At 64.2% G+C, this 26836-nt stretch carries 25 protein-coding genes and 1 tRNA gene; 16 read left to right on the top strand and 10 right to left on the bottom strand.

The genetic code is table 11. The features are described 5' to 3' along the window. The 13 genes from RBB42_RS28135 to RBB42_RS16290 form a co-directional block, all read left to right on the top strand. A partial coding sequence (locus tag RBB42_RS28135; protein ID WP_371932221.1) for a Flp family type IVb pilin occupies positions 1-284 on the top strand: 284 nt, incomplete at its 5' end. 187 nt (positions 285-471) lie between these two features. Next, positions 472-1326: a Flp pilus assembly protein CpaB gene (gene cpaB / locus RBB42_RS16235; protein ID WP_305970334.1), complete on the top strand. Its 855-nt coding sequence runs from the start codon at positions 472-474 to the stop codon at positions 1324-1326. Positions 1327-1545: 219 nt separating this feature from the next. After that, on the top strand, positions 1546-2982 hold the full coding sequence (locus RBB42_RS16240) for a type II and III secretion system protein family protein (protein WP_305970335.1): 1437 nt from the start codon (positions 1546-1548) through the stop codon (positions 2980-2982). 14 nt (positions 2983-2996) lie between these two features. Beyond that, positions 2997-3653, top strand: a complete 657-nt coding sequence (locus tag RBB42_RS16245; protein WP_305970336.1) for an OmpA family protein — start codon at positions 2997-2999, stop codon at positions 3651-3653. A gap of 330 nt (positions 3654-3983) precedes the next feature. Next, positions 3984-5237, top strand: coding sequence for a CpaE/TadZ family protein (locus tag RBB42_RS16250; protein ID WP_305970337.1), 1254 nt, complete (start codon positions 3984-3986; stop codon positions 5235-5237). Positions 5238-5251: 14 nt separating this feature from the next. Then, positions 5252-6688 carry a TadA family conjugal transfer-associated ATPase gene (locus tag RBB42_RS16255; protein ID WP_305970338.1) on the top strand — a complete coding sequence of 479 codons (1437 nt, stop codon included), beginning with the start codon at positions 5252-5254 and terminating at the stop codon, positions 6686-6688. Positions 6689-6693: 5 nt separating this feature from the next. Next, on the top strand, positions 6694-7659 hold the full coding sequence (locus RBB42_RS16260; RefSeq protein ID WP_305970339.1) for a type II secretion system F family protein: 966 nt from the start codon (positions 6694-6696) through the stop codon (positions 7657-7659). Positions 7660-7672: 13 nt separating this feature from the next. After that, positions 7673-8650, top strand: coding sequence for a type II secretion system F family protein (locus RBB42_RS16265; RefSeq protein WP_305970340.1), 978 nt, complete (start codon positions 7673-7675; stop codon positions 8648-8650). Between the two features lie 31 nt (positions 8651-8681). Further along, positions 8682-9221, top strand: coding sequence for a tetratricopeptide repeat protein (locus RBB42_RS16270; protein WP_305970341.1), 540 nt, complete (start codon positions 8682-8684; stop codon positions 9219-9221). Positions 9222-9306: 85 nt separating this feature from the next. Then, positions 9307-10158 carry a tetratricopeptide repeat protein gene (locus RBB42_RS16275; RefSeq protein ID WP_305970342.1) on the top strand — a complete coding sequence of 284 codons (852 nt, stop codon included), beginning with the start codon at positions 9307-9309 and terminating at the stop codon, positions 10156-10158. Positions 10159-10163: 5 nt separating this feature from the next. After that, on the top strand, positions 10164-10667 hold the full coding sequence (locus tag RBB42_RS16280; protein WP_305970343.1) for a prepilin peptidase: 504 nt from the start codon (positions 10164-10166) through the stop codon (positions 10665-10667). Continuing rightward, positions 10664-10819 carry a hypothetical protein gene (locus tag RBB42_RS16285; RefSeq protein WP_305970344.1) on the top strand — a complete coding sequence of 52 codons (156 nt, stop codon included), beginning with the start codon at positions 10664-10666 and terminating at the stop codon, positions 10817-10819. The genes RBB42_RS16280 and RBB42_RS16285 overlap by 4 nt, the downstream gene beginning before the upstream one ends. 389 nt (positions 10820-11208) lie before the next feature. Beyond that, complete coding sequence (locus tag RBB42_RS16290; RefSeq protein WP_305970345.1) at positions 11209-12522, top strand: DUF8689 domain-containing protein; 1314 nt, start codon at positions 11209-11211, stop codon at positions 12520-12522. Between the two features lie 35 nt (positions 12523-12557). Here RBB42_RS16290 and RBB42_RS16295 read toward each other — a convergent pair whose 3' ends face one another. After that, a complete protein-coding gene (locus tag RBB42_RS16295; RefSeq protein ID WP_305970346.1) occupies positions 12558-13574 on the bottom strand; it encodes an alpha/beta hydrolase family protein in 1017 nt (338 codons plus the stop codon). A 135-nt stretch (positions 13575-13709) separates the two neighbouring features. Between RBB42_RS16295 and RBB42_RS16300 the strand changes: the two genes are divergently transcribed. Then, positions 13710-14711: a helix-turn-helix domain-containing protein gene (locus RBB42_RS16300; protein ID WP_305970347.1), complete on the top strand. Its 1002-nt coding sequence runs from the start codon at positions 13710-13712 to the stop codon at positions 14709-14711. Positions 14712-14811: 100 nt separating this feature from the next. Continuing rightward, a tRNA-Met gene (locus RBB42_RS16305) sits at positions 14812-14888 on the top strand. A gap of 118 nt (positions 14889-15006) precedes the next feature. Here RBB42_RS16305 and RBB42_RS16310 read toward each other — a convergent pair. From RBB42_RS16310 to eutB, 9 genes are all read right to left on the bottom strand, one after another. Continuing rightward, positions 15007-15504, bottom strand: a complete 498-nt coding sequence (locus tag RBB42_RS16310; protein WP_305970348.1) for a pseudoazurin — start codon at positions 15502-15504, stop codon at positions 15007-15009. A 310-nt stretch (positions 15505-15814) separates the two neighbouring features. Further along, positions 15815-16855, bottom strand: coding sequence for a lipocalin-like domain-containing protein (locus RBB42_RS16315; protein WP_305970349.1), 1041 nt, complete (start codon positions 16853-16855; stop codon positions 15815-15817). Continuing rightward, entirely contained in the window at positions 16845-19241 is a 2397-nt protein-coding gene (locus RBB42_RS16320) for an FtsX-like permease family protein (RefSeq protein ID WP_305970350.1), read from the bottom strand. The genes RBB42_RS16315 and RBB42_RS16320 overlap by 11 nt, the downstream gene beginning before the upstream one ends. Further along, entirely contained in the window at positions 19238-19894 is a 657-nt protein-coding gene (locus RBB42_RS16325) for an ABC transporter ATP-binding protein (protein ID WP_305970351.1), read from the bottom strand. Before RBB42_RS16325 ends, RBB42_RS16320 begins: the two co-directional genes overlap by 4 nt. Before the next feature lie 153 nt (positions 19895-20047). Beyond that, positions 20048-21418 carry an aspartate aminotransferase family protein gene (locus tag RBB42_RS16330; RefSeq protein ID WP_305970352.1) on the bottom strand — a complete coding sequence of 457 codons (1371 nt, stop codon included), beginning with the start codon at positions 21416-21418 and terminating at the stop codon, positions 20048-20050. Between the two features lie 18 nt (positions 21419-21436). Beyond that, positions 21437-22912, bottom strand: a complete 1476-nt coding sequence (locus tag RBB42_RS16335; protein ID WP_305970353.1) for an NAD-dependent succinate-semialdehyde dehydrogenase — start codon at positions 22910-22912, stop codon at positions 21437-21439. 123 nt (positions 22913-23035) lie between these two features. Further along, a complete protein-coding gene (locus RBB42_RS16340) occupies positions 23036-23515 on the bottom strand; it encodes an Lrp/AsnC family transcriptional regulator (RefSeq protein ID WP_305970354.1) in 480 nt (159 codons plus the stop codon). Continuing rightward, positions 23512-24492, bottom strand: coding sequence for a cyclodeaminase (locus RBB42_RS16345; RefSeq protein WP_305970355.1), 981 nt, complete (start codon positions 24490-24492; stop codon positions 23512-23514). Before RBB42_RS16345 ends, RBB42_RS16340 begins: the two co-directional genes overlap by 4 nt. Continuing rightward, positions 24482-25486, bottom strand: a complete 1005-nt coding sequence (gene eutB, locus RBB42_RS16350) for a hydroxyectoine utilization dehydratase EutB (protein WP_305970356.1) — start codon at positions 25484-25486, stop codon at positions 24482-24484. Before eutB ends, RBB42_RS16345 begins: the two co-directional genes overlap by 11 nt. 164 nt (positions 25487-25650) lie before the next feature. Here eutB and RBB42_RS16355 point away from each other — a divergent pair, with 164 nt between their 5' ends. Further along, a complete protein-coding gene (locus RBB42_RS16355; protein WP_305970357.1) occupies positions 25651-26835 on the top strand; it encodes a M24 family metallopeptidase in 1185 nt (394 codons plus the stop codon). Position 26836 lies beyond the last annotated feature (1 nt).

A 26836-nucleotide genomic window follows, 5' to 3' on the forward strand; every position in this document is an offset into this window, starting at 1 on the left:
CGCCCGACGGCGATCAGCTGACGGTTCAGGCGCGTGCCCGACGCGGCGCGCGCCTTTTTCACAACCGCATTTCTGCTTGTGCGGTTCCAGCCCGGAGTTACACCATGCGTGATCTGATTAAGGCCTTTGCGGCTGAGGAAGATGGTGCCGTGACCGTGGACTGGGTCGTTCTGACCGCCGCAATCGTCGGCTTCTGCATTGCAGCCTATACTGCCGCGGAAAACTCGACACTCGGCCTGCGCGACGGCCTCGCCGCCGAACTCGTCCGCCAAGACGACTTCTGACCCCCTGCTGCCACGACATTGGCAAGGGCGGCCCGCTGCGCGGGCCGCTCGTCATCATGTTCGCCACCTGCGGCGAACAGGCGTCGCCAAACCGCCCAGCGAGTGTCCCGTTCTTGCCTCATTCTCCCGCCAGGATGATCCGGGCCGGGAGACCGGCGAATCCCTTTTTGTCCAAGTGAGGTGACATATGCGACTCGTATTCGGACTAGTGCTGATCGCCGGCCTCGCCCTGGCGGGCTTTGCCGTCTACATGGCGCAGAATTACATCGGGGCCTATGAAAGCGCCCTTGCAGAGGAGCGCGCCAAGGCCGGCGCCTCTGTTCCAGTGGCCAAGGTCTTCATCACGAAACGCGCCATCAACTACGGCGAAGAGATCAAGCCAGAGGACGTGGTGCTGGCCCATTGGCCGCAGAAGGCCCTCCCCGAGGACTATTTCGACGAGGAAAACCCCTTCTTCATCGACGGTCAGGAACCGCGTCTCGCGATGCGCCCGATCGAGAAGGCCGAAGTGCTGATGAAGGTGAAAGTGTCCGAACCCGGCGGCGACGCGGGCCTGACCTCGCGCCTTGACCGCGGCCAGCGCGCCTTTGCGATCAAGGTCGACGTGGCTTCGGGCGTGTCCGGTTTCCTGCGTCCTGGAGACCGGGTCGATGTCTACTGGACGGGCCGCCTGCCCGGAGAGATCGGCGAACGCTCTTCCGGCGAGGTGACCAAGCTGATCCAGACCGGGATCCGCCTGATCGCAATCGACCAGACCGCCGATACCGAATACAACACGGCAACCATCGCCCGCACCGTGACCGTGGCCGCCAGCCCGCAACAGGTTGCCGCCCTTGCGCAGGCCCAGTCGACCGGCAAGCTGTCGCTGTCGCTGATGTCCCAGTTGGACGATACCGTGGCCGAGGCGATCGAGGTCGACCAGCTGTCGCTTCTGGGCATCGTGGCCGAAGAACGCGCCGAGAAGAAAGTGGACAAGACCTGCACCACCCGGGTGCGTCGCGGCGCCGACGTGGTCGAGATCCCGATCCCCTGCACCAACTGATCCGGGAAATCGAACGGCGAATTCAAACGCTTGAAAAGATCAGGCCCCCGCCGCGGCGGGGGCCCTTTTGTTGCGAAAATACCCGGCGTGTTGCGGGTTATCCACATAAGCCGGTTGGCTGAAGCCTTTGATTCTTGCAATAAAACACGAGATGACGCATGGTCGGGGAAAATGCAGGCGTCAGACCTGCGTCCGAGCAGTGATCGAGAGGCAGGTCACATGACCATTGACAGATTCCTGAAGACGGCCCTTTTGGGCCTGTCGCTTGCGGTTGCGCCGCTTGCGGCGCAGTACGCACAGGCGGACAACCTGCGCATCCTGCGCAATGGCACGCAACCGGTGCTCAACGTTCCGATGAACCGCGCGCTGGTGGTCGAAAGCGACGTTCCCTTTGCGGAACTGTCCATCGCCAACCCTGCGATCGCGGACATCTCTTCGTTGAACGACCGCAATATCTATGTGCTTGGCAAAGCGCCGGGCACAACGACGCTCACCATCCTCGACGCCGCCGGAGAGCTGATCTCGAACGTCGATATCCGGGTCTCGCCGGACGTGTCCGAGTTCAAGGAACGCCTGCGCCAGATCCTTCCACAGGAAAAGATCGAGGTCCGCACCGCGAACGACGGCATCGTGCTGTCGGGCACCGTCTCTTCGACCGCGCGGATGCAGCGGGCGCTGGATCTTGCCCAGCGGTATGCCCCCGAACGAGTATCGAACCTGATGTCCGTGGGCGGCGTCCAGCAGGTCATGCTGAAGGTCCGCTTTGCAGAGATGGAACGCACCGCCGCCAAAATGCTGCGAACCTCGCTGGCCACCGGCGGATCCGTCGCTGGCGGCGATCTCGGCCTTGAACTGGGCACGTTGAGCGCCGCCTCGGATGCGGCCGTCGACGCCGTCGCCGACAAGTTGGCGCCGCAGGGGCTGGACGTCGAAGGCGCGGTTCTCTTCGGTTTCAACGCCGGCGGGCTCGAAGTGGGCATCATGCTGGAGGCGCTGGAACGCAAAGGCATCGTGCGCACCCTTGCCGAACCCAACCTGACCGCGCTGTCGGGCCAGGAGGCCAAGTTCCTGGCGGGTGGCGAATACCCTGTGCCGGTCAGCCAGCAGAACAACACCATCACCATCGAGTACAAACCTTTTGGCGTGGAGCTGAACTTCATCCCCCGGGTGGTCGATGGCGACCTGATCAACCTCGAACTCGAGGCCGCGGTCTCGTCGATTGACACCAACAACTCGATCGTGCTCTCGGACATCTCGATCAATGGTTTCAAACGGCGCGAAACCTCGACCACTGTCGAACTGCGTGACGGTGAAAGCTTTGCCATAGCGGGCCTCTTGATGGACGATTTCACCGACCGGAACTCGCAATTGCCCTGGCTGGGTGACGTTCCGGTGCTGGGCGCCCTCTTTCGCAGCGCGGAATACCAGCGTTCGCAGTCCGAACTGGTGATCATCGTCACCCCGCACCTGGTGACGCCGACGCGGGGCGAATACCTGGCCCTTCCGACCGACCGCGTCGTGCCCCCGACCGAACGTGACCTCTTCCTGCGCGGCAAGGTCGCCGGCAAGCCGGGCCAGAAAGCCCCCAAGGCCGGCGCTGCGGGCGAAGTGGCCAAGCAGGACTTCACCGGGTCCTACGGATATGTGATGGATTGATGCAGAGGCGAATGATGATCAGGCTCCCCCTTTCCGCCGCGCTGACCGCGGGCCTCTTGATCGCCGGTTGCAGCCAAGCCCCTGTCGGGTTTGACCGCGAGGCGGGCGCGCTGATCGACACCGGTCACTTCGGCAACGCCACGATGAACAACCACCAGTTGATGACCGGCGAAAAGCAGGTCCTCTACGATCTGTCGCAGCGTTTCGCCTCCGAGGTCATGACCACGGTCAACTTTGCCTTCAACAGCGCCGTGCTGGACCACGGTGCGCGCGATACACTGCGCGAACAGGCCCAGTGGATTCGCCAATTCCCGGAAATCCGGTTCCGTGTCTACGGCCACACCGACAAGGTCGGCAGCAATGGCTACAACAAGAGCCTTGGCCTGCGGCGTGCCAATGCGGTCGTGAACTACCTCGTCAGCCAGGGCATCAGCCGTTCGCGGCTCGAAGCCGTCGTTTCCTACGGCGAGACACAGCCATTGATCGTGACCGAGGGCCGCGAACGCCGCAACCGGCGCACCGTGACCGAAGTATCGGGTTTTGTGTCCAGCCACCCCACGGTGCTGGACGGCAAATATGCCGAGGTCATCTACCGCGAATACATCAACAGCGCCGAGCCCAAGACGGGGCTGACCGGACAGCAGGGCCAGGACCTCGCGATCACCGAGTGACCCCGACAACGGACCGGCAAGGAAAGGGGCCAGACGGCCCCTTTTTTCATGTCCGCCCCTTGGGCGCCCATCCTGACCCCCGCCACACCCGCGTGAATTGAGCCGGAAATCCCCTTGACCACCAGAGGGGCGCGGCGGCGTTCCAGGCCCCGCCATCAGTCCCCGTTCACCGTACAATTTCGGTTTTTTAGCCCAAATGTTGCCTCGTTTGTGGGGGACTGTCGCCTTGGAGAACCAGTGCGTGCGCAAGACCCGAGTCGCGCACCGCGGGTCCGGGGGACAAGTCTTCGCCACGTTCACCCGGTCCGGCAAGAGTAAAGGACGACAGGCATGACCAACGCGACACCACAGCAAACGGAGCCGGCACCAATCGTCGCCTGCACCATCAGCCGCGACGTCCAGAACTTTGACCTGCTCATCGACGACATGGAAGCCCTGCTTGGCGAAGGCTGGGGGGACCTCGGGTTCGACGAGGCCACGGCCTTTCTGAACCAGCCGGACGGCCGGTCGCTGGAATTCGTGGCGATGGCCATCGACGCCATCGACGAGCCGGACTTGCCGATGTTGTCTCAGGTCATTCACGTTGCCAAGGAAATCGGCGTCAAGGTCATCCTGATCGCCGAGGACGTGACGCCCGCCTCACTGCATCAACTCTTGCGCGACGGGGCCGATGAATTCGTCCCCTATCCGTTGCCCGAAGGTGAGCTTGCCGGGGCACTCGAACGGCTGCGCCGCCCTGCACCCACTGCCGCACAACCCGACAGCGCGCCCGCCACCAATGCCGAGGGTGTCCGCCTGTCCGGCGGGGGCGACGGCGTACTGATCGCGGTGCACGGCCTTGCCGGTGGTGTCGGCGCGACCACCCTGGCCGTCAATCTTGCCTACGAGCTGGCAACAGGCGGCAAGGACAAACAGCCGAAGGTCTGCCTGATCGACCTTGGGCTGCAATTCGGCTCGGTCGCGACCTATCTCGACCTGCCCCGCCGCGAGGCCGTCTACGAAACGCTCTCGGACATCGAGGCGATGGACGGCGACAGCTTTGGCCAAGCGCTGGTCAGTTTCGAGGACAAGATGCAGGTGTTCACCGCGCCCTCGGACATCCTGCCGCTGGACATCATCGGCCCGGCCGAGATCAAACGCCTGCTGGACATCACGCGCGAGCATTTCGATTACGTCATCGTCGACATGCCCTCCACCGTCGTGCAGTGGACGGAAACCGTCCTGACCGAAGCACAACTCTATTTCGCGCTGATCGAACTGGACATGCGCTCGGCCCAGAACACGCTGCGCCTGAAGCGGGCATTGCAATCCGAGGATCTTCCTTTCGAGAAAATCCGTTTCGCGCTGAACCGCGCACCCAAATTCACCGACCTGCAGGGCAAGAGCCGCGTCAAGCGGCTGGCCGACAGCCTTGCGATTTCGTTGGACGTGCAGCTGCCCGATGGCGGCCGTACCGTCATGCAGGCCTGCGATCACGGGCTGCCGCTGGCCAGCCACGCTGCAAAAAACCCACTGCGCCGCGAAATCGTGAAGCTTGCCCAGCAGCTCAATGCCATCGGCGACAGCGACGCCGAAGCCGCCTGACCCAGGGGAAAAACATGTTCTCGCGCTACAAGAAAACCTCCGCTCCCGGCGCGCAGCCGGTCAAGGCCCCTGCCCCGGCGGCCCCCGTCGCCGCGCAGCCTGCCGCCCAGCCAGCCGCCGTGCGCCGCAAGGCGAAACCCGCCGCGCAGGCCGCCCCCGTGGACAAGGAAAAGAAGCGCAAGGAGCGACTAGGCGAGATCAAGCTGGAACTGCACCGCGCGCTTCTGGAAAACCTGAACCTTGCTGCGCTGGACAAGGCCTCGGAGGGCGAGTTGCGCGAGGAAATCAGCGCGATCGCCAATGAAACGCTGCAGGACAAGGGCGTCGTGCTGAACCGCGACGAACGCCGCACGATGATGGCCGACCTCTACGACGAGGTGAAGGGCCTTGGCCCGTTGGAGCCGCTGCTCAAGGACGAGACAATCTCTGACATCCTGGTCAACGGTCCGCAGCAGATCTTCATCGAACAGAGCGGCAAGCTGACGCTGTCGGACGTGACATTCAAGGATGAAAAGCACCTGATGCGGATCATCGACAAGATCGTCTCGGCCGTGGGCCGGCGCGTCGATGAATCGAACCCCTACGTCGACGCCCGTCTTGCGGACGGGTCCCGTTTCAACGCGATGGTGCCGCCCGTGGCCATCGACGGCAGCCTGGTGTCAATCCGGAAATTCAAGAAGGACAAGCTGGGCATCGACGACCTGGTCAACTTCGGCGCCTTCACGGAGGAAATGGCCGTCTACCTTCAGGCCGCCGTGGCCACGCGCCTGAACATCATCGTCTCGGGCGGTACCGGTTCCGGCAAGACCACCACGCTCAACGCGCTGTCAAGTTTCATCGACGACAGCGAACGCATCCTGACCATCGAGGATACCGCCGAACTGCAACTGCAACAGACCCACGTCGGCCGCATGGAAAGCCGCCCGCCCAACGTCGAGGGCAAGGGCGCCGTGACCCCGCGCGACTGCCTGAAGAACGCCCTGCGGATGCGCCCCGACCGCATCATCGTGGGCGAGACGCGCGGCGAGGAAGTCATCGACATGCTGCAGGCCATGAACACCGGCCACGACGGCTCGATGACCACGATCCACGCCAACAGCGCGCGCGACGGTGTGGCGCGACTGGAAAACATGATTGCGATGGCGGGCATCGAGATGCCGCTCAAGGCGATGCGCAGCCAGATCGCCAGCGCGGTCAACCTGATCGTCCAGGCCAGCCGCCTGCAGGACGGCTCGCGCCGGATGACCTCGATCACCGAGATCACCGGCATGGAAGGCGATGTGATTTCAATGCAAGAGATCTTTCGCTTCCAGCGTGTCGGCCTGACACCCGATAACAAGATCATCGGCCACTTCACGGCCACCGGCGTCCGCAGCGCCTTTGCCGAACGGTTCCGGATGTGGGGCTACGACGTGCCTGCCTCGATCTACGAACCCTTCAGACCGGAGTAACACCAATGCTCAGCGCAGAACCGATCATCTACGGCGGGATCTTCCTGGGCGTGCTGATCCTGGTCAACGGCGTCTATCTTGTCGCCTTCGGCAAGTCGATCAGCCTGACCAATCGGGTCAACCGCCGCCTGGAAATGCTCGACAAGGGCGAACGCCGAGAGGACGTGCTGGCCAAACTCCGCAAGGAGATGGACCAGCACATGCAAAGCCGCTCGCTGCCCATCTACTCGATGCTGGCCAGCAAGGCACAGAAGGCGGCGCTTGCCTTCACGCCGCAACAGTTGATCCTGGTCATGGTTGCCGCATCCGTCTTTGCCTTTGTCGGGTTGAGCATCGGGACAGAGGCCGGCGCCGCCGTACGCGCTGTCATGTCCGTCTTCATGGGCGTGGGCGGGGTCTATTTCTGGGTCAACCACCGGGCCAACAAACGTCTCAGCATGATCGAGGAACAGCTTCCCGACGCCGTGGAACTGATGGTGCGCTCATTGCGGGTCGGCCACCCGTTCAGCTCGGCCATTTCGATCGTCGCAAAGGAACTGAAGGACCCGCTGGCCACTGAATTCGGCATAATCGCGGATGAATCGACCTATGGCCGCGACGTGGGCGAGGCGCTGAAACACATGGCCGAACGGCTGGACATGCAGGACCTTCGCTTTCTCGCCGTGGCCGTGGCGATCCAGCAGCAGGCCGGCGGCAACCTCGCCGAGATCCTCGAAGGCCTGGCCAAGGTGATCCGCGCCCGCTTTCGCCTGTTCCGCAGGGTCAAGGCGATCACCGCCGAGGCGCAATGGTCGGGCAAGTTCCTGTCCGGTTTTCCCGTCGCCGCGCTGATCTTCATCCAGGTCGCCAAGCCCGACTACTACGACGAGGTGCTCGACCACCCCTGGTTCATTCCCGCCTGCTTCATCGTCGGCATCATGCTGGTCGCGAACATGATCGTCATGCGCTGGCTGGTGAATATCAAGGTCTGAGAAAGGCTGCCCCATGTTCGATACGCTCAACACGATGATCATCGATGCCCTGGGACCCGCCGGTCCGCTCATCGTGGTCGCAGGACTGGCGGCGCTCTTGATCGTTGCCACGATCCCGTTGTTCCTCAACTCGCGCCCCGACCCGTTGGAAAAGCTCAAGCAGGACGGCAAGAAACGTCTGGACGCGGAAACCCGCGCCGTGTTGCGGGAAAAGAGCAAGAACGAAAAGCTCAACAAGTACGCGCAGTTCCTGGAACCCCAGGACGCCAAGGAATATTCCGAGATCCGCACCAAGCTGATGCAGGCCGGCTACCGGTCCAAGGACGCGGTACAGATCTACTACTTCCTGCAATTCGCGCTTGGCATCGCCCTGCTCTGCGCGGGCGTCGTGTATTACATCTTCTTCATCGACCCAGAGACGGCAACGATGCAGACCAAGCTGATGTATATCCTTGGCCCCGGCTGCGTTGGCTACATGGCCCCCAAGTACTGGGTCAACAAGCGCGTCGCCAGCCGCCAGGAGCAGATCCAGCAGGGCTTTCCCGACAGCCTCGACATGATGCTGGTCTGCGTCGAGGCGGGCCAGTCGATGGACCAATCCATCGTTCGTGTCGCCCGCGAGCTGCGCAGTTCCTTTCCTCCGCTGGCCGAAGAATACGAGATCATCAGCTACGAGATGAAAGCCGGCAAGGACAAGAGCCAGGTCCTGAACGACATGGCTGACCGCTGTGGCCTGCCAGATATCTCCTCCTTCGTGACCGTGCTGAACCAGGCGGCGACCTTCGGCACCTCGATCTCAGAGGCGTTGCGGGTCTATGCGGGCGAAATGCGTGACAAAAGAGTCATGCGTGCCGAGGAAGCTGCGAACAAACTGCCGACAAAGATGACGCTGACCACTATGATGCTCACGGTGCCGCCGCTGTTGATCATTCTCGTGGGCCCGTCCGCGGTCGGCATTTCCGAGATGGGCTCCATGGCCGTGGGCAACTGACTGCATGAAACAGGCTCTATGGGCCGCCCTGATGATTCTGCCCCTGGCCGCCTGCACCGCAGGCGGCCCGCTTGCGCGCGAGGATCCCGCATCTCCCTATGCGCCCGGTCTCGACCCTCGGGGCGAAGCGGTGGACGGTTTGACTGTGGGCCACCGCCTGATGGCCGCGGGCCAGCACGAACTCGCGCTCGAGGCCTTTACACGCGCTGCCGCAGACCGGGGATTGACCGCCGAGGTGCTGATGGCGTTGGGGTCCGCCAACCTGGCATTGGGGCGCCTGCACCAGGCCGAACCGCTGCTGCGGCGCGCCGTCAAGGAAGAACCGGACTGGGCCGAAGCCTGGAACAACCTCGGCATCGTGCTGATCGAAAAGGGAGAGACCGCCGAGGCCTCCGAGGTCTTTCGCCGGGCCTATGCATTGGACAATGGCCAAAGTGACTCAATTCGCGACAATCTTCGCTTGGCGCTCGCAAAAATGGAAAATTCCGGTTATGGTGAGGAGTTAGAGCAAGAATACAAGATCGTACGTCGCGGGCATGGGGACTACCTGATCCGGCGCAGTGGCGGTTGACGGTCAATCGTCCCGAAAAACGGGGCACAAGAACAACCGCCGAAAAGGCGGGCGAGAGGCAGAGCAGCACAAGGACGCAGGCAAAATGCGCCATCCCATCATCGTTTCCCTCTGCGCGGCGGGCGTCGTCGCGCTGTCGGCCTGTGACAAGGGCATCGACACCGCTGAAATGGACCGCAAGTTCCAGGGCGTGAACGTCGTCGACGAAAGCGACCTGAACGAGGTCATGCTGACCGTGGGCGACCCGAACGAGGCCGTGTCCTATTTCCAGCGCACGCTCAAGGAAGACCCCGACCGGATCGACATCCGCCGCGGCCTTGCCAAGTCACTGGTCCGGGCCAAACGCATCCCCGAGGCGAAAGTGGCGTGGGCCAAGGTCGTCGAGCACGAGGAATCGACCGATGACGACCGCGTGCAGCTGGCCGATGTCCTGATACGCGCCGGCGAGTGGGACCAGGCGGAAAAGGTGCTGGACGCGATCCCGCCCACCTTCGAGACCTACAAGCGTTACCGGCTTGAGGCGATGATCGCCGACAGCAACAAGGAATGGAAAAAGGCCGACAGTTTCTACGAGGTCGCGGTGGGCCTGACGACCAAACCCGCCTCGGTGCTCAACAACTGGGGGTATTCCAAACTGACGCGCGGCGATCTGCCCGAAGCCGAAAAGCTTTTCCTTGAGGCGATCCGGCACGACGAAAAGCTGTACACCGCCAAGAACAACTTGGTCATGGCGCGCGGCGCGCAGGGCAAGTACATCCTGCCCGTCATCCCCATGACGCAGGTCGAAAAGGCCGAACTGCTGCACACCCTGGGCCTGGCCGCGATCAAGAGCGGCGACGTCAAGACCGGCAAGGCGCTGCTGCGCGAGGCGATGGAGACGCACCCGCAGCACTTCGAGGCCGCGGCCCGGGCGCTGGCGGCCCTTGACGAGGCCTGACGTCCATGTCCCTGAGTGCCGCCGCGGCCCTGTGGTTCCTGCCTTTCGTCCTGCCGATCTGTGTCTATATCTGCTACACCGACATGAAGGGAATGCGCATTCCCAACCATGCCGTCGTAACGCTGTTCCTGGTTTACCTCTTCATGGGCGTGGTCGCGCTGCCGCTTGACGCATATTTCTGGCGCTACTTGCATCTTGTCGTGGTTCTGGTGGCAGGTATCGCCCTGAACGCCGGCGGGGCGATGGGGGCCGGCGACGCGAAATTCGCCGCCGCCGCCGCCCCTTTCATCCACATCGGTGACCTGCGGTTCCTGATGGCCCTCTTTGCCGCCAACCTGCTGGCGGCCTTCGTGGCACACCGATTGGCAAGGCGCACGCCACTGCGCCGACTGGCGCCCCACTGGCACAGTTGGGAGGCCGGGTCGAAATTCCCGATGGGGCTCGCCCTTGGCGGGACACTGGCGATCTATCTTGGCCTCGGATTGTTCTATGGCCAGTCCACACCATGAACTGGGACCTCATCCTGTTCATTCTGGATGCGCCGCCCCCGGCGGTCAGTGATCTTCCCGGCGACTGGACGCCGGGAAGTTTTGAAACCGAGACCATCCGCAGAACCGTCTCGGCGACATTTCCAGAAACGGATTGGAGCGACCCAAGCTGAGGCCTTTTACGCGGCGCGGATTGGTCAATCGAAGTCAATACCGGCCAAGACGCCGTGACCGCTTCGATCTCTCTGCATGTACGCGGGGGCGCGGGGGCCTTTGACGCCATCATCACATTGATTGCGCATCCCGGTTGGTACGCAATGGACACCGTGTCTGGGGAGTGGCTGGACCTCATGGACCCACCGGAGGCCGGATTCACGGCCTTCCGCGTATTCCGAGATAGGGCGCTGGCAGACGCGGTACCACAGCAACCGACCCGCGGTTTCATCGGACGTCTACGACGCCTTGTGCGGGTCTGAGGTCCGCGTCTTTCCCTGACCCTGCCCCGCTGCCGCCACATTCCACCGGCACCTTTGCGGCAAAACCAGTTGAGGGCAGACACGACATGAACATGGAAACCGGCGCCGTCCTGGCCCCGCCGCAGCCGCGGCGGATTGAGGAAATGAAGCTTCCGCTGGTGATGATGCGTGACATCGTGCTCAAGACGATGTTCCGCAAGAACACCAACATCGTGACGGATCTTGCACGCACCGTCTGCCTCCCTGTGACGGTCGCGCAGGAACTGATCGACATGTGCCGCGGTCAGGGCCTGATGGAGGCGATGGGCACGCTTGGCCCCTCGGGAGAGGTTTCTTCCGAGATGCCCTACCAGTTGACCGACAGCGGCAAGGCGCGTGCGCTGGATGCGCTGGCGCAGTCGGAATACTTCGGCGCCATGCCGATCCCCCTCGATGTCTACGCCGAACAGGTCAAACGCCAGTCGATCCGCAACATCCAGATCACCCGCGATCAGCTGACCGGCGCGATGGGCCACCTGGTCCTGCCGGACGACCTGATTTCCAACCTCGGGCCGGCCGTTTCCTCGGGCAGGTCGATCCTGATGTACGGCCCGCCGGGCAATGGCAAAAGCTCGATCTCAAACGGCATTCGCGATGCGATGGGCGACAGGATCTACGTCCCCCGGGCCATCGAGTATTCGGGCCAGGTTATCACGGTCTACGACCCGATCGTGCATTCCAAGGCCGAGGATGACGCGGAAGATCCCAACGCGCTGCGACGCCGCGCACGGTTCGATCGCCGCTATGTCCTGTGCCAGAGGCCCACGGTCATCACCGGGGGCGAGTTGTCCCTGAACATGCTCGACCTCGTCTACAACCCGACAGCGCGTACCTACCAGGCGCCCTTGCAGCTGAAATCGACCGGCGGCATCTTCATCGTCGACGACCTAGGACGTCAGGCGGAACCGCCGCAGAAACTGGTCAACCGCTGGATCGTGCCGCTGGAGGAATCCAAGGACATCCTCGCGCTTCAATCAGGCGAGAAATTCGAGGTGCCATTCGACACCCTCGTGATCTTTTCCACCAACTTTCATCCGAACGAGATCTTCGACCAGGCCGCGCTGCGCAGGATCTTCTTCAAGATCAAGATCGACGGCCCGAACCAGCAAGACTTCCTCAAGATCTTCAGCCTTGTCGCCCGCAAGAAGAAGATGCAGCTGGACGAGGCCAGCCTCGTCCACCTGCTCAAGAACAAGTACCCGACGATCAAGAATGTCTATGCGAACTACCAGCCGGTCTTCCTGATCGACCAGATGATTTCCGTCTGCGATTTCGAGGGCATCCCCTACAAGATGACCCCCGAACTGATCGACCGCGCCTGGGGCAACATGTTCGTCAAGGACGAGAAGATCGTCAAATAGGCGCCTTGGGGGCCTGCACCGCCCCCCCTAGGTATTCACTCCAAAGCCATGAAATCGGCCACCGCGCTCAGGATCCGGGCGTGGACCTCACCGCGGTGCGCGCCCTCCGGGTCGGTACAGATCGGGTCCTCGCCCTCGTCCTTCAGGATCTCGGACGCGTTGGGCGTGCATTCCGGCAGGGCCGTGAAATGGATCGCGGGTGCGATCTCGACATACTCCGCCTGCGGCAGCCGCGCGGCGAAATCGCTGCCGTCCGGCCCCATGTCCGATGCGCCAAGACGCCGTTCCTTGCCAAGGTTGATCAGCAAGGTCGGCAGCGTCAGCTTTTCCACGCTGCTTTCCGTCGCGACAAAGGTAAAGGCCGGGTCGATCGCCATTGCCGCCGTCACGCGCGGATCGCGGGTATCGGCAGAGAACCCTGCGGGCAGATTGCGGAAATCAACGCCGCCCTTGTCGAAAAAGGCGCAATCGGTCCGCGCCGCGCCCCCCTCGCAATAGGGGGCATAGGCCCCCGCGTCGAACCGCAGCCCGGCCAACCCCAGCGCCGTCGCCCCGCCCAACGAAAAGCCCAGCGTATAGATCCGATCGGGGTCCACGGCGGCGGCAAACTCCGGTTCCGACAGGAACTGGTCCAACGCGGCGGCAAGGTCTCGCGCCCGCTCATCCAGCCGGACTGACCGGCGCGGAGAACTGTCGCCGCTGGTGCTGCCGGGGTGGTTGACGGCCAGGACGACCGCGCCGCGTTCGGCCAGCCCGGACAAGAGCCAGGCCATGCCGTCCATGTTCCCGCCCGATCCATGCGAGAACAGCACCAGCGGGCGCCGCCCCTCGGCGAAACGCGGCCCCATGAAGACCGGCACGCCCTTGAAGATCGCGTTGTCACCGATGCGGGTCACGTAGGTGGGGTTTGCGGCCGGGTAATAGAAACTGGCCTCCAGTGGCCTCGCACGATGCGCCGCGGTGACATCCATGCGGTCATGCCCGGGCAGTTGGTCTTGCGCCTGTGCGACACCCCCAAGGGCAAGCAATGCGGCGGTCAGAACATGTTTCATCAAGTGTCTCCTGTGATTGGCCTTGATGCCGTCACCCTTGCCCCTTGGACGCCTGCACGCGTCCTGAAACCGGTTTTCGGACGTGCGGAACGCGTTTAAGGACGTGCTGAAACACGCCTGACGAATGTTGTTCGCATGATTGCCCTGCCTTTGCCGCTGATCTTTGCCTTGCTGATCCTGTTCCTGCTGGTGCAGTCGCTGCGAAAGCGGGACCTGGGGCGCGAGGTGGCGGCGCTGCTCGCGCTTTGCGCATGGCAGAGCCTGGCGATCTCACTGGTGCACCACTACGGGCTGTACTGGCTGCATCCCTTGTTGCCGCTGGTCGCCTGTGCGCTGCCGCCGGTTGCCTGGCTGGCTTTTCGGGCCGCGCTGTTCGAACCGGTGAAGCCGGCGCAGGCGCTGCCACACGCACTTGCCCCGGTCTTTGGGTTGTTCTGCCTTCTGGCGGTCCCAGCCGCGCTGGATGCGACCGTGCCCTTTCTGTTCCTCGGCTACGGCGCTGCCATCCTCTGGGCCCTGCGCCCCGCCAACCCGCTGCCGCACGCGCGGCTGGACGCCGGCCCTTGGCCTGCCCGGATCTGGCAGGCGCTGGCTGCCGCGCTTATCCTCTCGGCCATTGGCGATCTGGTCATCGCGCTGGCCTTCATGGCGGGCCGCCCAGAGGTGCATGGTTTCGTGGTCAGCCTCGTTTCCTCGTTGTCGCTCTTGATGGTTGCCGCCTTGGCCCTGACCCGCGACGGCATGGCCCCTCCAGAGACCGAGACGCCCCAGCCCGCTGAGCCACCCGCCGCTCAGACCGACGATGGGATGCTGTTGGCGCGGTTGGACCGCCTTATGGCCGAAGAACACTTGTTCCTGGAACCCGACCTCACCCTGGCCCGTCTGGCGCGGCGGTTGCAGGTCCCGGCCAAGCAACTCTCCGCAGCGATCAATCGGGAGACCGGCGAAAATGTCTCGCGCCATGTGAACGGATACCGGATTCGCCACGCTTGCGATCTGTTGAACGATGGCATGACGGTGACGGACGCAATCTATGCCAGCGGCTTCAACACCAAGTCGAATTTCAACCGGGAATTCCTGCGCATCACCGGGCAATCGCCCTCTGCCTGGCGGTCGACAGTCCCTTCCGGGGCGTGACCAAAGGACAACATTCGCCTGCCCGGTCGTTCCCAGCGTTTTTTGGTGAAATCGGGCTTGACGGCGACGCGCGGCTTCCGTATCCGACGCTCCACTGCTTGGCGCGGTAGCTCAGTTGGTTAGAGCGAACGACTCATAATCGTTAGGTCGGGGGTTCGAGTCCCCCCCACGCCACCATATCCCCCTTGCCCGTCGAAATGCCCCTCTGGCCGGAGAGGCACTGGCTTTTCTGCAATGCAGAAACGAAAAAAGGGGAGGCGTGCCCCCCCTTTTCCAAACCGTTGCAAAGACCCGTTCAGGCGGACAGGTCCATGCCGTCCACCTCGGCCCAGATGTCCCCCCAGACCGCTCGTGCCTTGCCACGATGACGTACCGACTTGGCGGCTTCGAGATTGTCCATCATGCCTTCGCCCTTGACCACGATCAGGCCAACCATCCCGACGGCGTAGTGCGGCTGGCACTGGTAGCCGTAGAACCCAGGAGTGTCGAAGGTCACTTCGATCTCTTCGTTGATCCTGCCCCGAAACGGTTTCGCGCCCTCGGGGATCATGTCGTCTGCGGTCTGCGCGTTGTGGCCCCTGTCGGTGGCCAGGAACTTGACGCTATCGCCCGGTTCGATCACGGCGATGCGCGGAAAGAACACTTGTCGCAGTTTGCGGTCCTCGGGGTGCCGGTTCAGCATCTCGATTTCATGTGTCGTGGCCGCCAACACCCGACCGGGCAGGGTCAGGGCCAGCGAGGCCGAAGCCGCAGCAGAAAGAAGCGCGGTGCGTCGCGAAATGAAACGTGTCAAGTCTTCCTCCATCGGATTTGCACACCGGTCCCCTTGTGCAGGCCAGCGCGGGATGCCGGCACGTTGCGGCAATCCCCGGAACGTTGTCCAGCGCGGGCCAGCTCGATAGGCCGGTTTCTGCGACGTGAGATAGACCGTGCGGCCCGTCGGACACCCGGAACCGGGCCGGATGCGTCGCTTTGTCCGCGGTTCAGGCGAGGACATGATTCTCGCGGCAGACGCGGCCTGTCCGCTATGTCACTGGACTGAGATCTGTAGCTCCGCCGCACCAGCAGGACAAAGCGCAACGTCCGTGCGGGCGGCCATGCGCTCATTCGTAGCCCGTCATCTCCAGGTAACCGCGTCCCGCATGGCTGCCACTTACACGCACCGGCCCTTCCCAGTAGGGGATCGAGACCGCCATCCAGGCGTCGGGGTTCAGTGCCTCGACCGTCACGTCGATATTCCGGTCCGGCAGCGTCACGCGCCAGGTGACTGGCACCTCTCGCCCTGCCACCTCGGCGTTCCGCATCGGCTCTGCCGTCAGGGCGCCGTCTCCGTAGGGCTGCGTCGCACCGTCCGCGCCGATCCAGGTGGCCGATGTATAGGCGCTGCCATCGGTCTGGCGCAGTCGAAACCCCATCAGTTTGGCCCCCGTATCGAAGGACAGCGAAAACCAATCCCAACCCGATTGCGTGCTGCTGAGCGGCTGCGAGGAATATTCGCGATCCAACCAGGCCTCTCCGGTCACGGGCACAATCCCGTCGGGCAAATCAAGGCTGCCCTCGACACGGTAGAAGGGCTGCGAATAATAATAGCTGGCCTGTCCTTCCGCCGATTTCACCGAGAACCCCCCGTCGCCATGGAAAACCAGCGGGCCCTGCGCCTCGAGCCCAAGGTCATAGCGAAACTCGGTCCCGCCGGCTGTCAGCCTCACGTTGTCCAGCGTCTTTCCGACCATCTGCCAATCATCGATCCACGCATCAAATGGCTGGGCCGTAACACCGGCCTGACCGATCCCGCCACGGGCAATGCGTTCGGCGACATGGTGGGCATCGGGCGTTGTCACCGCAGCATGGGCGAACCAGACTTGGGGCGAACGCCAGCCCTCCCCCTCTCCGGGCGCGAGGGCCGAGCGGAACAGCGTCCACTGCACCCCGTAATCAGTGCCATCGGGGCCGGTCAGATTGGCCGTTACGTACCACCATTCGATGCGGTAATTCGGGTGCGGGCCATGATCGGCCGGAAAGTCAAAGACCGGATCCGGCGCGGGCATGGCAAATCCCGCTGCATCCGTGCCCAACCCGGCAAATCCCTGCCCCAACGCCGCCACCGGGCAAAGCAGCAGGAAAGCGATCAGCCTAGCGTTCATTGGCAAAGACCCTCAACAAGTGCGACACCGGCGTCCGCGCCATGCGCAGCGCCGGCCAGACTGCGGCCAGCGCCGCCGCCATCAGGGTCAACAGACCCAGTCGCGCATAATCCAGCGGAAAGAGATACATCGGCAGACGCCAACCAAAGGCCTGCACGTTGACCATCGCCAGCAGAACCCAGGCCAGCGCCAGCCCCAGAGGCAGGGCCAGAATAGCCGTCAGCGCCGCCAGCACCAGCGCCCGCACCAGTTCGACCCGTGCAAGCGTGCCGCGCGTCAGCCCCATCGCCCAGACCGGCGCAAGCTGCGGCAGGCGGATGGCGGATAGGGTCAACAGGCTCATCAGGATGGCAAAGCCCGCCGCTGCAAGGGTCAGGACATTGAGCGCCGCCGTCACGGTAAAGGTCCGCTCGAAAACGCCCAGCGAAAAGGCCTTGACCGTCGACTGGTCCACCACGCTGTCCGGCGGCAGGTCGAATGCCTCGCTCAGTGCGCGGCGCAGGTCGTCTGGCTCCATCCCCAGCACCCCGAACTGGCGGGGCGCCTCGTCGGGGAATATCTCGCTGAACCGCGCCTCGGAAATGACTGCCTGTCCCAGCGGGTTGCCGTAATCGCCATACACGCCGGCCAGCGGCAGGCGCAGGCCCCCGCCAAGCTCCAGCATGTCGCCCAGCCACAGCCCCGCGCGGCGCGCGAGTTGTTCGTTGACGATCACCGCCTGCCCTGCCGCGACCCGTTCCCAGGCGTCCGGTCCGGCATCGACAAAGGCCCAGTTGTCCTCATATGCGGGTCCGATCCGCGCGCCCATCAATTCTGCCGGGATCCCGTCCAGACGGCTGTCGACCCGAAGCAGGGGCAGGACCGTCGCCCCTCGAGCCTGCAGAAACGCCTCGATCCCGGCCATCTGTTCACGGTCATTGCCGCGGACATAGCTATCCGCGAACAGGCGCTGATCCAGGAAATCGATAAATGTCAGGCGAAAGCTGGACACCATCGTCGATACACCCACGTTAGCCGCCATCGCCAACAAGAGCGCCATGAGCGCAAGGCTGAGCCCGGGCAGTTGCTGGCGCGTGTCGGCCCAGAACCAGCCGCCGATCACACCTTTGGCACGCGACTGACCCAGCGCCAGAACCGCGCCAAGGATCAGGGGCAGCGCAAGTGCGGCCCCGATCAGCAGGCAACCCAACAATGCGAATGTGGCGATCAGACCGGCATCGGCCAGGGCAATCCCCGCCGCCACGGCCAAAAGCAGCATCGCCGCCCCGCCCTGTAGCCAGCGGCCCCGGCCCGCAGCCATCGCCCAGGCGCGCGGGCGGGCGCTGGCCAGGATCGGCAACCGGGCAATCCGCCAAAGCGCACCGGCCCCCGCCATACCGGCCCCCAGCACGGCAATTGCCAGCCCGGAAAGCCACCAGACCGGGCGCAATTGCAGACCGCCGGACACCTGCGCGCCATAGAGCCCCTCAAGCGTCGCGGCCACGTCCGGCAACAACAGGGCGGCCACGAAATAGCCCAGCACCACGCCGATCCCGCCTGCCAGCAGCGACAGGACCAGCAGTTCCACCAGCATCAGGACGATCAGGCGCCGCAAGGGCACACCCAAGGTCCGCAACGTCCTCACCATGCCGCGGCGCTGTTCAAAAACCAGGCCGATGGTGCCGTGCACGATGAAGATACCCACGGCAAAGCTCAGCAGGCCGAAGGCGGTCAGGTTAAGGTGAAAACTGCCGGTCAGCTGCCCTACGTCGCTGCCCGATTGCGCCGCGACGCGCGTCAGTCCCGGCGCGACCTCGTCAAGCGGCGGCAGGCCCAACGGCTGCTCTGGTGCAACGATCAGCCGGCTTAGGCTTTCTGGCCGGTCCAGAAGGCGCTGCGCCACCCCTACATCCGTCAGCGCCGTGTCCGGCGCAACAGACGGATCCGTGACGATCTCCTGCGGGAGGCCCGCCAGCCGCTCTGCCGTGGTGGCATTCGCGAAGAGCACGCCCACCGTCAGAAAACTGTCCAGATCGATGTCCCGGGTGCCACCGACAGGGCTGAGCGCACCCGGTGTGGTCAAGGGATCCAACCCGACCACCCGGATCCTGCCGCCATCGGTGCGCAGCACCCCTTCGATCACGGGCGACACCTGCCAGCCCGCCCGCCGCAGCGAGACGTAGGTCTCTTGCGGAAGGCTGTCCCCGGCCCTTGGCACCAGTTGGTCAAAGCGCCCCTCGCCCAACGTCGCGGCGGCGGCGTCGTAGCTGGCCCGTGCCTCGGCATTGATCGCCTGCACGCCGGACCACAGCGCCGTCGCCAAGGCAAGTCCGGCAAGAAAGGTAAAGAACTGCAGGGGATTGCGCCGCCAATGCGCGGCCAGCGCCTGCAGCACCGCCCGCGTCATGCCAATCGTCCTGCGCGCAGGTGAAGCTGGCGGTCCATCCGCGCGGCCACAGTCGGCGAATGGGTGACCACCATCAGCGCGGCGCCGGTTTCGCCCACCAGCGCCAGCATCTGATCCAGCACCTCTTCCGCTGTTGCCTCGTCCAGGTTGCCCGTGGGTTCATCCGCAAGGATCAACCGGGGCCGCGCTGCCAAGGCCCGGGCGATGGCGACACGCTGCTGTTGCCCGCCGGACAGCTGCTCTGGGTACTTGTGCCGGTGATCAACCAGTCCCAGCGCCTCGATCAGTCGCGCCACCTGCGCCGCATCCTCGCGCCCCGCCAGCCGTGCCTGGAAACGAATGTTGTCGAACACGTCCAGCGAAGGGATCAGGTTGAATTGTTGAAAGATCACCGCGACGTCCGAACGCCGCAGCGCCGCCCGCCCAGCCTCGTCCAGCGCGGCAACGTCACGCCCGTCGAACAGGACCTGTCCACCGTCGACAGTATCCAGCCCGCCGACGATGTGCAGTAGCGTGCTCTTGCCGGAACCGGACTCTCCCTGTAGCGACAGGGTCTGGCCGAGGTCCAGTGACAGGTCCACGCCGGACAGGACGGGAACCGGCCCCTCTGCTCCGGCAAAGCTCTTGGTAACGCCTGAAACTTGCAGCAACATGACCTGCCCTCCGACAGTGCGACATAGCCCCCTGCCGGGCTTAGCAAACCCATTCACGGCGCAACAGTCACAGACGAAAAAGGCGCCCCGTTGCCGGGGCGCCCTGTGGTCGCAGATCATCGTTCGCCCGCGCGGAGGCGATGCCGGTCCGGCTCAGCCCAGAACCTCCGCAACCGCCTCTGCGGTCTTGCCGGCGACCTCTTCGGCCTCTTCGCGGGTCAGGCAGAAGGGCGGCGCAAAGCCCAGGATATCGCCCTGCGGCATCGCGCGGCCGATCACGCCCCGCGACAGCAACGCAGCGGCCACGCTGGGCCCGACCTTTTTCGACGGGTCGAAGAAGGTCCGGCTGTCACGGTCGGCGACGAATTCCACCGCCGCCATCATGCCTTCGCCACGCACTTCGCCGACGTTCGGATGAGCATCCAGCGCATCGTGCAGCGCCTTCTGGAAATGCGCGCCCACGTCGCCCGCGTTCTGCACGAGGTTCAGCTCGTCCAGCAGCTTGAGGTTGGCGACACCTGCCGCCGCGCCGATGGGGTGGGCCGAATAGGTCCAGCCGTGACCAATGGGACCGTTTTCATCCGTCCCCTGCTCCAGCACCTTCCACATCTTGTCGCCGACGATAGAGCCGGAAAGCGGCGCATAGGCCGAGGTCAGGCCCTTGGCGATCGTGATCAGGTCGGGCTTCAGCCCGTAGTGATCCGAGCCCATCATGGTACCGAGACGGCCAAAGCCGGTTACCACCTCGTCGGCGATCAGCAGTATGTCGTGTTTCTGCAGCACTGCCTGGATCGCCTCCCAGTAACCCGGCGGCGGCGGAACGATGCCACCTGTGCCCAGCACCGGCTCGCCGATGAAGGCGGCGATGGTGTCCGCGCCTTCCCGTTCGATCAGGGCTTCCAGTTCTGCCGCGCAATGGGCGGTGAACTGTTCCGGCGTCAGGTCCAGGTTGTCGCGGCGGTAGTAGTACGGCGCCTCGGTGTGGATCACCTGGGTCAGCGGCAGGTCGAACTTCTTGTGGAACAGCTCGAGACCCGTCAACGAGCCGGTCATCAGGCCCGACCCGTGATAGCCGCGCCAGCGCGAGATGATCTTTTTCTTTTCCGGGCGGCCAAGGATGTTGTTGTAGTACCAGACCAGCTTGATGTTGGTCTCGTTCGCGTCAGACCCCGACAGGCCGAAATAGACCTTGGACATGCCCGCGGGCGCGCGATCGAGGATCATCTTGGACAGCGTGATGGACGCTTCGGTGCCGTGACCGACATAGGCGTGGTAATAGGCCAATTCCCTGGCCTGCTCGGCGATCGCCTCGGAGATGTCCTGGCGGCCATAGCCCACGTTCACGCAGTAGAGCCCGGCGAAGGCATCCAGCAGCCTGTTGCCCTCGCGGTCCTCGATATGGCAACCCTGCCCGCCGGTCACGACGCGGTTGGGCACGTTGCCCCGGGCGAATTCGGCCAGGTGGGTCGACGGATGGAAAAAGTTGTCGCGGTCCCACTGGTCCAGTTGATCGTTTCTAAGCATCTCGGCCCTTTCCTCGCCTCACGCCCAATCGCGGCAGACGTATTTGATGTCCATGAATTCTTCCATCCCCCGGCGAGCACCTTCGCGGCCCAGACCGGATTGTTTCGTCCCGCCAAAGGGAATTGGCGCGCCTGTCACCTTGGTACGGTTCACCGCCACCATTCCGAACTGCAACGCCCGGCTGAGCCGGTAGATGCGGCGCGGGTCCATCGAGTGGACATAGGCGACGAGCCCGTATTCGCTGGCATTGGCGCGGGCGACCACTTCATCCTCGGTATCGAAGGGCGTGATGGGCGCCACCGGGCCAAAGGTTTCCTCGCTCATGATTTGCGCCTCGTCCGGGACATCGGTCAGTACCGTGGGGTCATAGAACAGCGGACCAAGAGCGTTCCGCTTGCCGCCGCAGGCCAGCTTGGCGCCTTTTTCCAGCGCATCGGCAACATGCTCTTCCTGTTTCTTGACCGCCGCTTCGTTCATCAGCGGGCCGATGTCCGGGTCACTCATGCCCGCACCGATGCTCAGCGCCTTGGTGGCGGCAACGAATTTCTCGCAGAAGGCATCGTAGATGGGCCGTTCGACGTAGATACGGTTGGCGCCAAGGCAGTCCTGGCCAGAGGTGGCGAATTTCGCCTTGATCGTCTCGGCCACGGCCTCGTCGAGGTCCGCGCCCTTGAAGACGATCACCGGCGCGTGGCCGCCCAGTTCCATCACCAGTTTCTTGATCGTCTCGGCAGAGGCGCGGTACAGCAGTCGCCCCACCTCCGTCGAGCCGGTGAAGGAAAGCGCGCGCACGCGCTTGTCGTCGGTCCAGGGCGGCACCACGGTCGAGGCGCGGCCCGTCACCACGTTGAAGACACCGGGCGGGAAGCCCGCGCGCTCTGCCAGTTCGGCCAGGGCCAGCGCGCTGAAGGGGGTTTCATGGCTGGGATGGGCGACAACGGTGCAACCCGCCGCCAGCGCTGCCGCCGCCTTGCGCGTCAGCATGGCCGAGGGGAAGTTCCACGGCGTGATTAGTGCCGCCACACCCACCGGTTCCAGCCAAAGCTCGACCTCTGCGTCGGGCAGGTGGCTGGTGACGCCCTCGATGTTCGGGCGCTTGGATTCCTCGGCGTAATATTCGACGAAACTCGCGGCATAGTCGATCTCGCCTCGCGCCTCGGAGATCGGCTTGCCCTGTTCCAGCACCATGATCCGGGCGAGGTCTTCCTTGTGCTTGATCATCAGGTCGAACCAGCGCCGCAGCAATGCCGACCGCTCTTGCGGCAGCGTCACCGACCAGGCCGCAAAGGCACGTTGCGCTGCATCCACGGCGCCGGCGCTGTCGTCGGCGGTCAGGCTGGCAACCTCGCCGACCACGGCGCCGCTGGCCGGATCGGTCACCTGCAGCACCGCGTTGTCCCGCGCCGCGATCCACTTGCCCCCGACGTAGGAAAAGCTGCGGACCAGCGACTTGTCAGAGACTTCCTCACGCGCGGAAAGAACCGTCTGGGTCATGTCACACCTCCATTATCTGGGGTGCAGAATGTCCTGAAACCGGCACGGCCTGAGACCAAATTCACCTGCCAGACCAGAGAATTCCGCTCCAGAGAAGCCTTGTGGCAGTCCAGATCTTCGGTTTCAGTCGCCCAGAAGCGCGTCCAGCGGCGGCACGGCCGAAGATTTCACCGGCTTGGTAACGATATAGGTGTAGTATCGCGCCAGTCCGATCCGTGCCTCCAGCATGGCGTCGATGAGCCGCTGGTACGAGTCGATGTCCCGCGCAACAATCTGCAACAGGTAATCGAACCCGCCGCCAAGTGCCCAGCAGTTCACCACCTCGTCATAGCCCTGCATGGCGCGTTCAAAGCCCTGCATGCTGGCCGCCGTGTGGTCCGCCAGTTCAGCGGCGACAAAGACCGTGACATGGGGCGCAACGCGTTTGAGGTCGATCTCGGCCCGGTAGCCGGTAATCAACCCGGCCTGTTCCAGGCGCTTCAACCGCTCCCAGCAGGGGGTCGCCGAGAGGCCCACCTTGTCGGCAAGCGCCGCCTTCGTGATGCGGCCCTCCCTGGCGAGGACCGAGAGGATCTTGAGATCGCGGGCGTCCAGGCGGGTCATGTGGCGATCGTCGTCCCGGCGGCACCACGGACCTGCATCACATGGGTGGCAATGGCCGTATCCTGCGCACCAGTGCCGGTGAGGTCACAGATGGTGATGTCGTCGGGGTTGCGCCGGCCCCACGCTTTGCCCGCGATCACGTCGCCCAGTTCGACCGGGGACACCATCAGGCCCGCCGCCAGCGCGGCCTCCAGTTCGCCGCTGGTTTCGCATTGGCTGATCCGGTCACAGACATAAAGATCCGCCCGCGCCAGAGCCGCCGGTTCGATTTCGTTCTTGCCGCCCTGGTCCGATCCCACCGCCGTGATGTGCAGCCCCGGATGCAGCCAGTCGGCCTTGAGGACAGGTGCGCGCGCCGGTGTCGTGGTGATGACCAGTTGGCTTTGCGCCACCAGATCGCGGGCATCATTCATGACCTCGGCCTCGATCCCCAGCGCCTGCGCGATGTCCGCGGCACAGTCTGCGGCCTTGGCGGTGTCGCGCCCCCAGACCAGCGCCCGCCTGAAGGGGCGCACCAGATGTGCCGCCTGCATCTGCAAGCGCGCCTGCACACCGGAGCCAATCACCCCGGCCGTCGCAACCTGCGTCGGGGCCAGATGCCGCGCGGCAACCGCGCCTGCGGCGGCCGTGCGCACATCGGTCAGGTATCCGTTGTCCAGAAGCAGCGCCTCGACCAGCCCTGTCTTGGCCGAGAACAGGATCATCAACCCGTTCAGGCTGGGCAGGCCCAGCTTTGGGTTGTCAAAGAACCCGGGGCTGACCTTGATCGCGAAGCCGTCGAATCCCGGGATGTAAGCGGTCTTGACGTCGACCTCACCGTTCACTTGGGGCAGGTCCATCGACAGGATCGGCGGCATCACCACATCGCCCGTGGCCAGCGCCGCGAAGGCGCGTTCGACCACGTCCACCGCGGTCAGGTCCAAGGGAACGGCGGCGCGCAGGTCTTCCTCTGTCAGGATGGTCACGTCACGGCTCATAGCGCCTCCCCTTGATGGTCAGATCCCCCAACGTCACATCCTGCCCGGCCATGATCGCCGCGTGCAGTCCCATGTCGAGGTTGCGCCCGGTGATGATCGTGGCTGTCGGCCCGCGCAGGGCGACCTTGCCCGCCTGGACCGCCGCGATCCCCACCACGCAGGCCCCTTCGCATACGATGCGATCTTCGTAGTAGATTGTCTGGAGCGCGTGATAGATCTCTTCCTCGGTGACCAGCACCACGTCGTCCAGGTAGTCACGGCACAGAGGAAAGGACAGGCGGTTCTGCAGGCCGATCCCCCCGCCAAGACTGTCGGCGAGGCTGGCGACCTCCGTCACCTCGACCGGGTGCCCGGCCTGCAACGAGGCATACATGGCCGCGCCACGATCCATCGTGATGCCGATGACACGGATCCTGGGGTTGATCGTCTTGGCGGCAAAAGCAACGCCCGCCGACAGCCCGCCGCCGGAAAGCGGCACAAGGATCGTATCGAGATCGGGCCGTGCCTCCAGCAGTTCCAGGCCAATGGTGCCCTGCCCCGCGATCACCGCCGGGTCGTCGAAAGGCGATATTTCCACCAACCCTTCCTCGGCCACCAGACGCTCGGCCTCGGCCTGGGCATCATCCTGGCTTTGGCCCACGATGCGCGCCTCGGCCCCCAACGCGCGCACGCCTGCCACCTTGGCCTCGGGGGCCAGATGCGACATGCAGACCACCGCCTGCAATCCCTTGGCGCGGGCCGCATACGCCACACCGCGCCCGTGATTTCTCGTGGAACAGCAGGTCACCCCGGCGACGTCGCCCTCCAGTCCGAAAATCGCGTTCACCGCTCCGCGCAGCTTGAAGGCACCCACCGGTTGCGCGATTTCCAGTTTCAAAAGGAACTCTTGCCCAAAGCGCGCGTTGAGCGCCGAAGGGACCAAAGGCGTCCGGTCGGCGATCCCGGCGATCCGGGATCGGGCAGCAAGCACGCGGTCCAGCGTGAAATCGATCATTGTGCTCCCTGCCGGTCGTTTTCGGACCCAGTGGTGTCGGTCCCCCTTCTTGCACAATGACCAATCGCCACCTAGGACTTCAAGCTGTCCCATAAGGTTTTTCCTTGCAGTTCCTCCGTTTCGCCAAACCATGGCGGAACGGACAATGATAAGAGGTGCAGTATATGTCGGCCCCCAACCTTCCCTTCTCGCAGACCGAATACGACCGGCGCCTGCGCCTGGTCGAGGCCCGCATGGAAACGCTGGGGCTGGATGCGCTTTTTGTCGAGGACCCGTCGAACATGGCCTGGCTGACCGGCTATGACGGCTGGTCCTTCTACGTCCACCAGGGCGTTCTGGTCATCCCGGGCGAGGCGCCGCTGTGGTGGGGACGGTCGATGGATGGCTACGGCGCGCTGCGCACCGTCTGGATGGAACCGGACCGGATCCTTGGCTATGCCGACGACTACGTGCAGGCGACGGATATTCACCCGATGCAGGACCTCGCCGCACACATCCGCGCGCGTGGTTTGGACACGGGCCGGATCGGCGTCGAGATGGAAAACTACTATTACTCGGCCCGGGCACATGCGACGCTGGTCGAGGAACTGCCCGACGCGCGGCTGATCGACGCCACCGCGCTGGTGAACTGGCAAAGGGCCGTGAAGTCCAACGAGGAAATCACGTTCATCCGCCGCGCAGCCAAGATCTCGGAAAAGATGGTCGACGGCATCCTCGAGCGCGTCGAACCGGGATTGCCCAAGAACGAACTGGTGGCCGAAATCTACGCCGACGCGATCCGCGGGGCGGATGGACACTGGGGCGACTACGCCTCCATCGTGCCGCTGCTGCCGTCGGGACTCGACGCCTCTGCCGCGCATCTGACATGGGACGGGCGCCCCTTCGCCGAGGGCGAAGCGACCTTCTTTGAACTGGCCGGGTGTTATCGCCGTTACCACGCCCCCTTCTGCCGGACCGTCTTTCTGGGCAAGCCGCCGCAACACATGCTGGACGCGGAAAAGGCGCTGGTCGAAGGCCTGGAAATGGGGCTGGAGGCGGCGCGTGCCGGCAATACTGCCGGCGACATCGCCCGCGCCCTTTACGCCGCGCTGGCCAAGGGCGGCATCCAGCGCACCGGGCGCTGCGGCTATCCCATCGGCCTCAGCTATCCCCCAGACTGGGGCGAGCGGACCATCTCTATCCGCACCAGTGACGAAACGGTGCTGCAACCCGGGATGACCTTCCACTTCATGCCCGGCCTCTGGATGGAAGACTGGGGGCTGGAAATCACCGAATCCATCCTGATCCGCGAGGACGGGCCGGCGGAATGCCTCTGCGACCGTCCGCGCCGGCTTTTCGTCAAGGACTGAC

Source organism: Mameliella sp. MMSF_3455, from assembly GCF_030733205.1.
Classification (GTDB): Bacteria; Pseudomonadota; Alphaproteobacteria; order Rhodobacterales; family Rhodobacteraceae; genus Antarctobacter.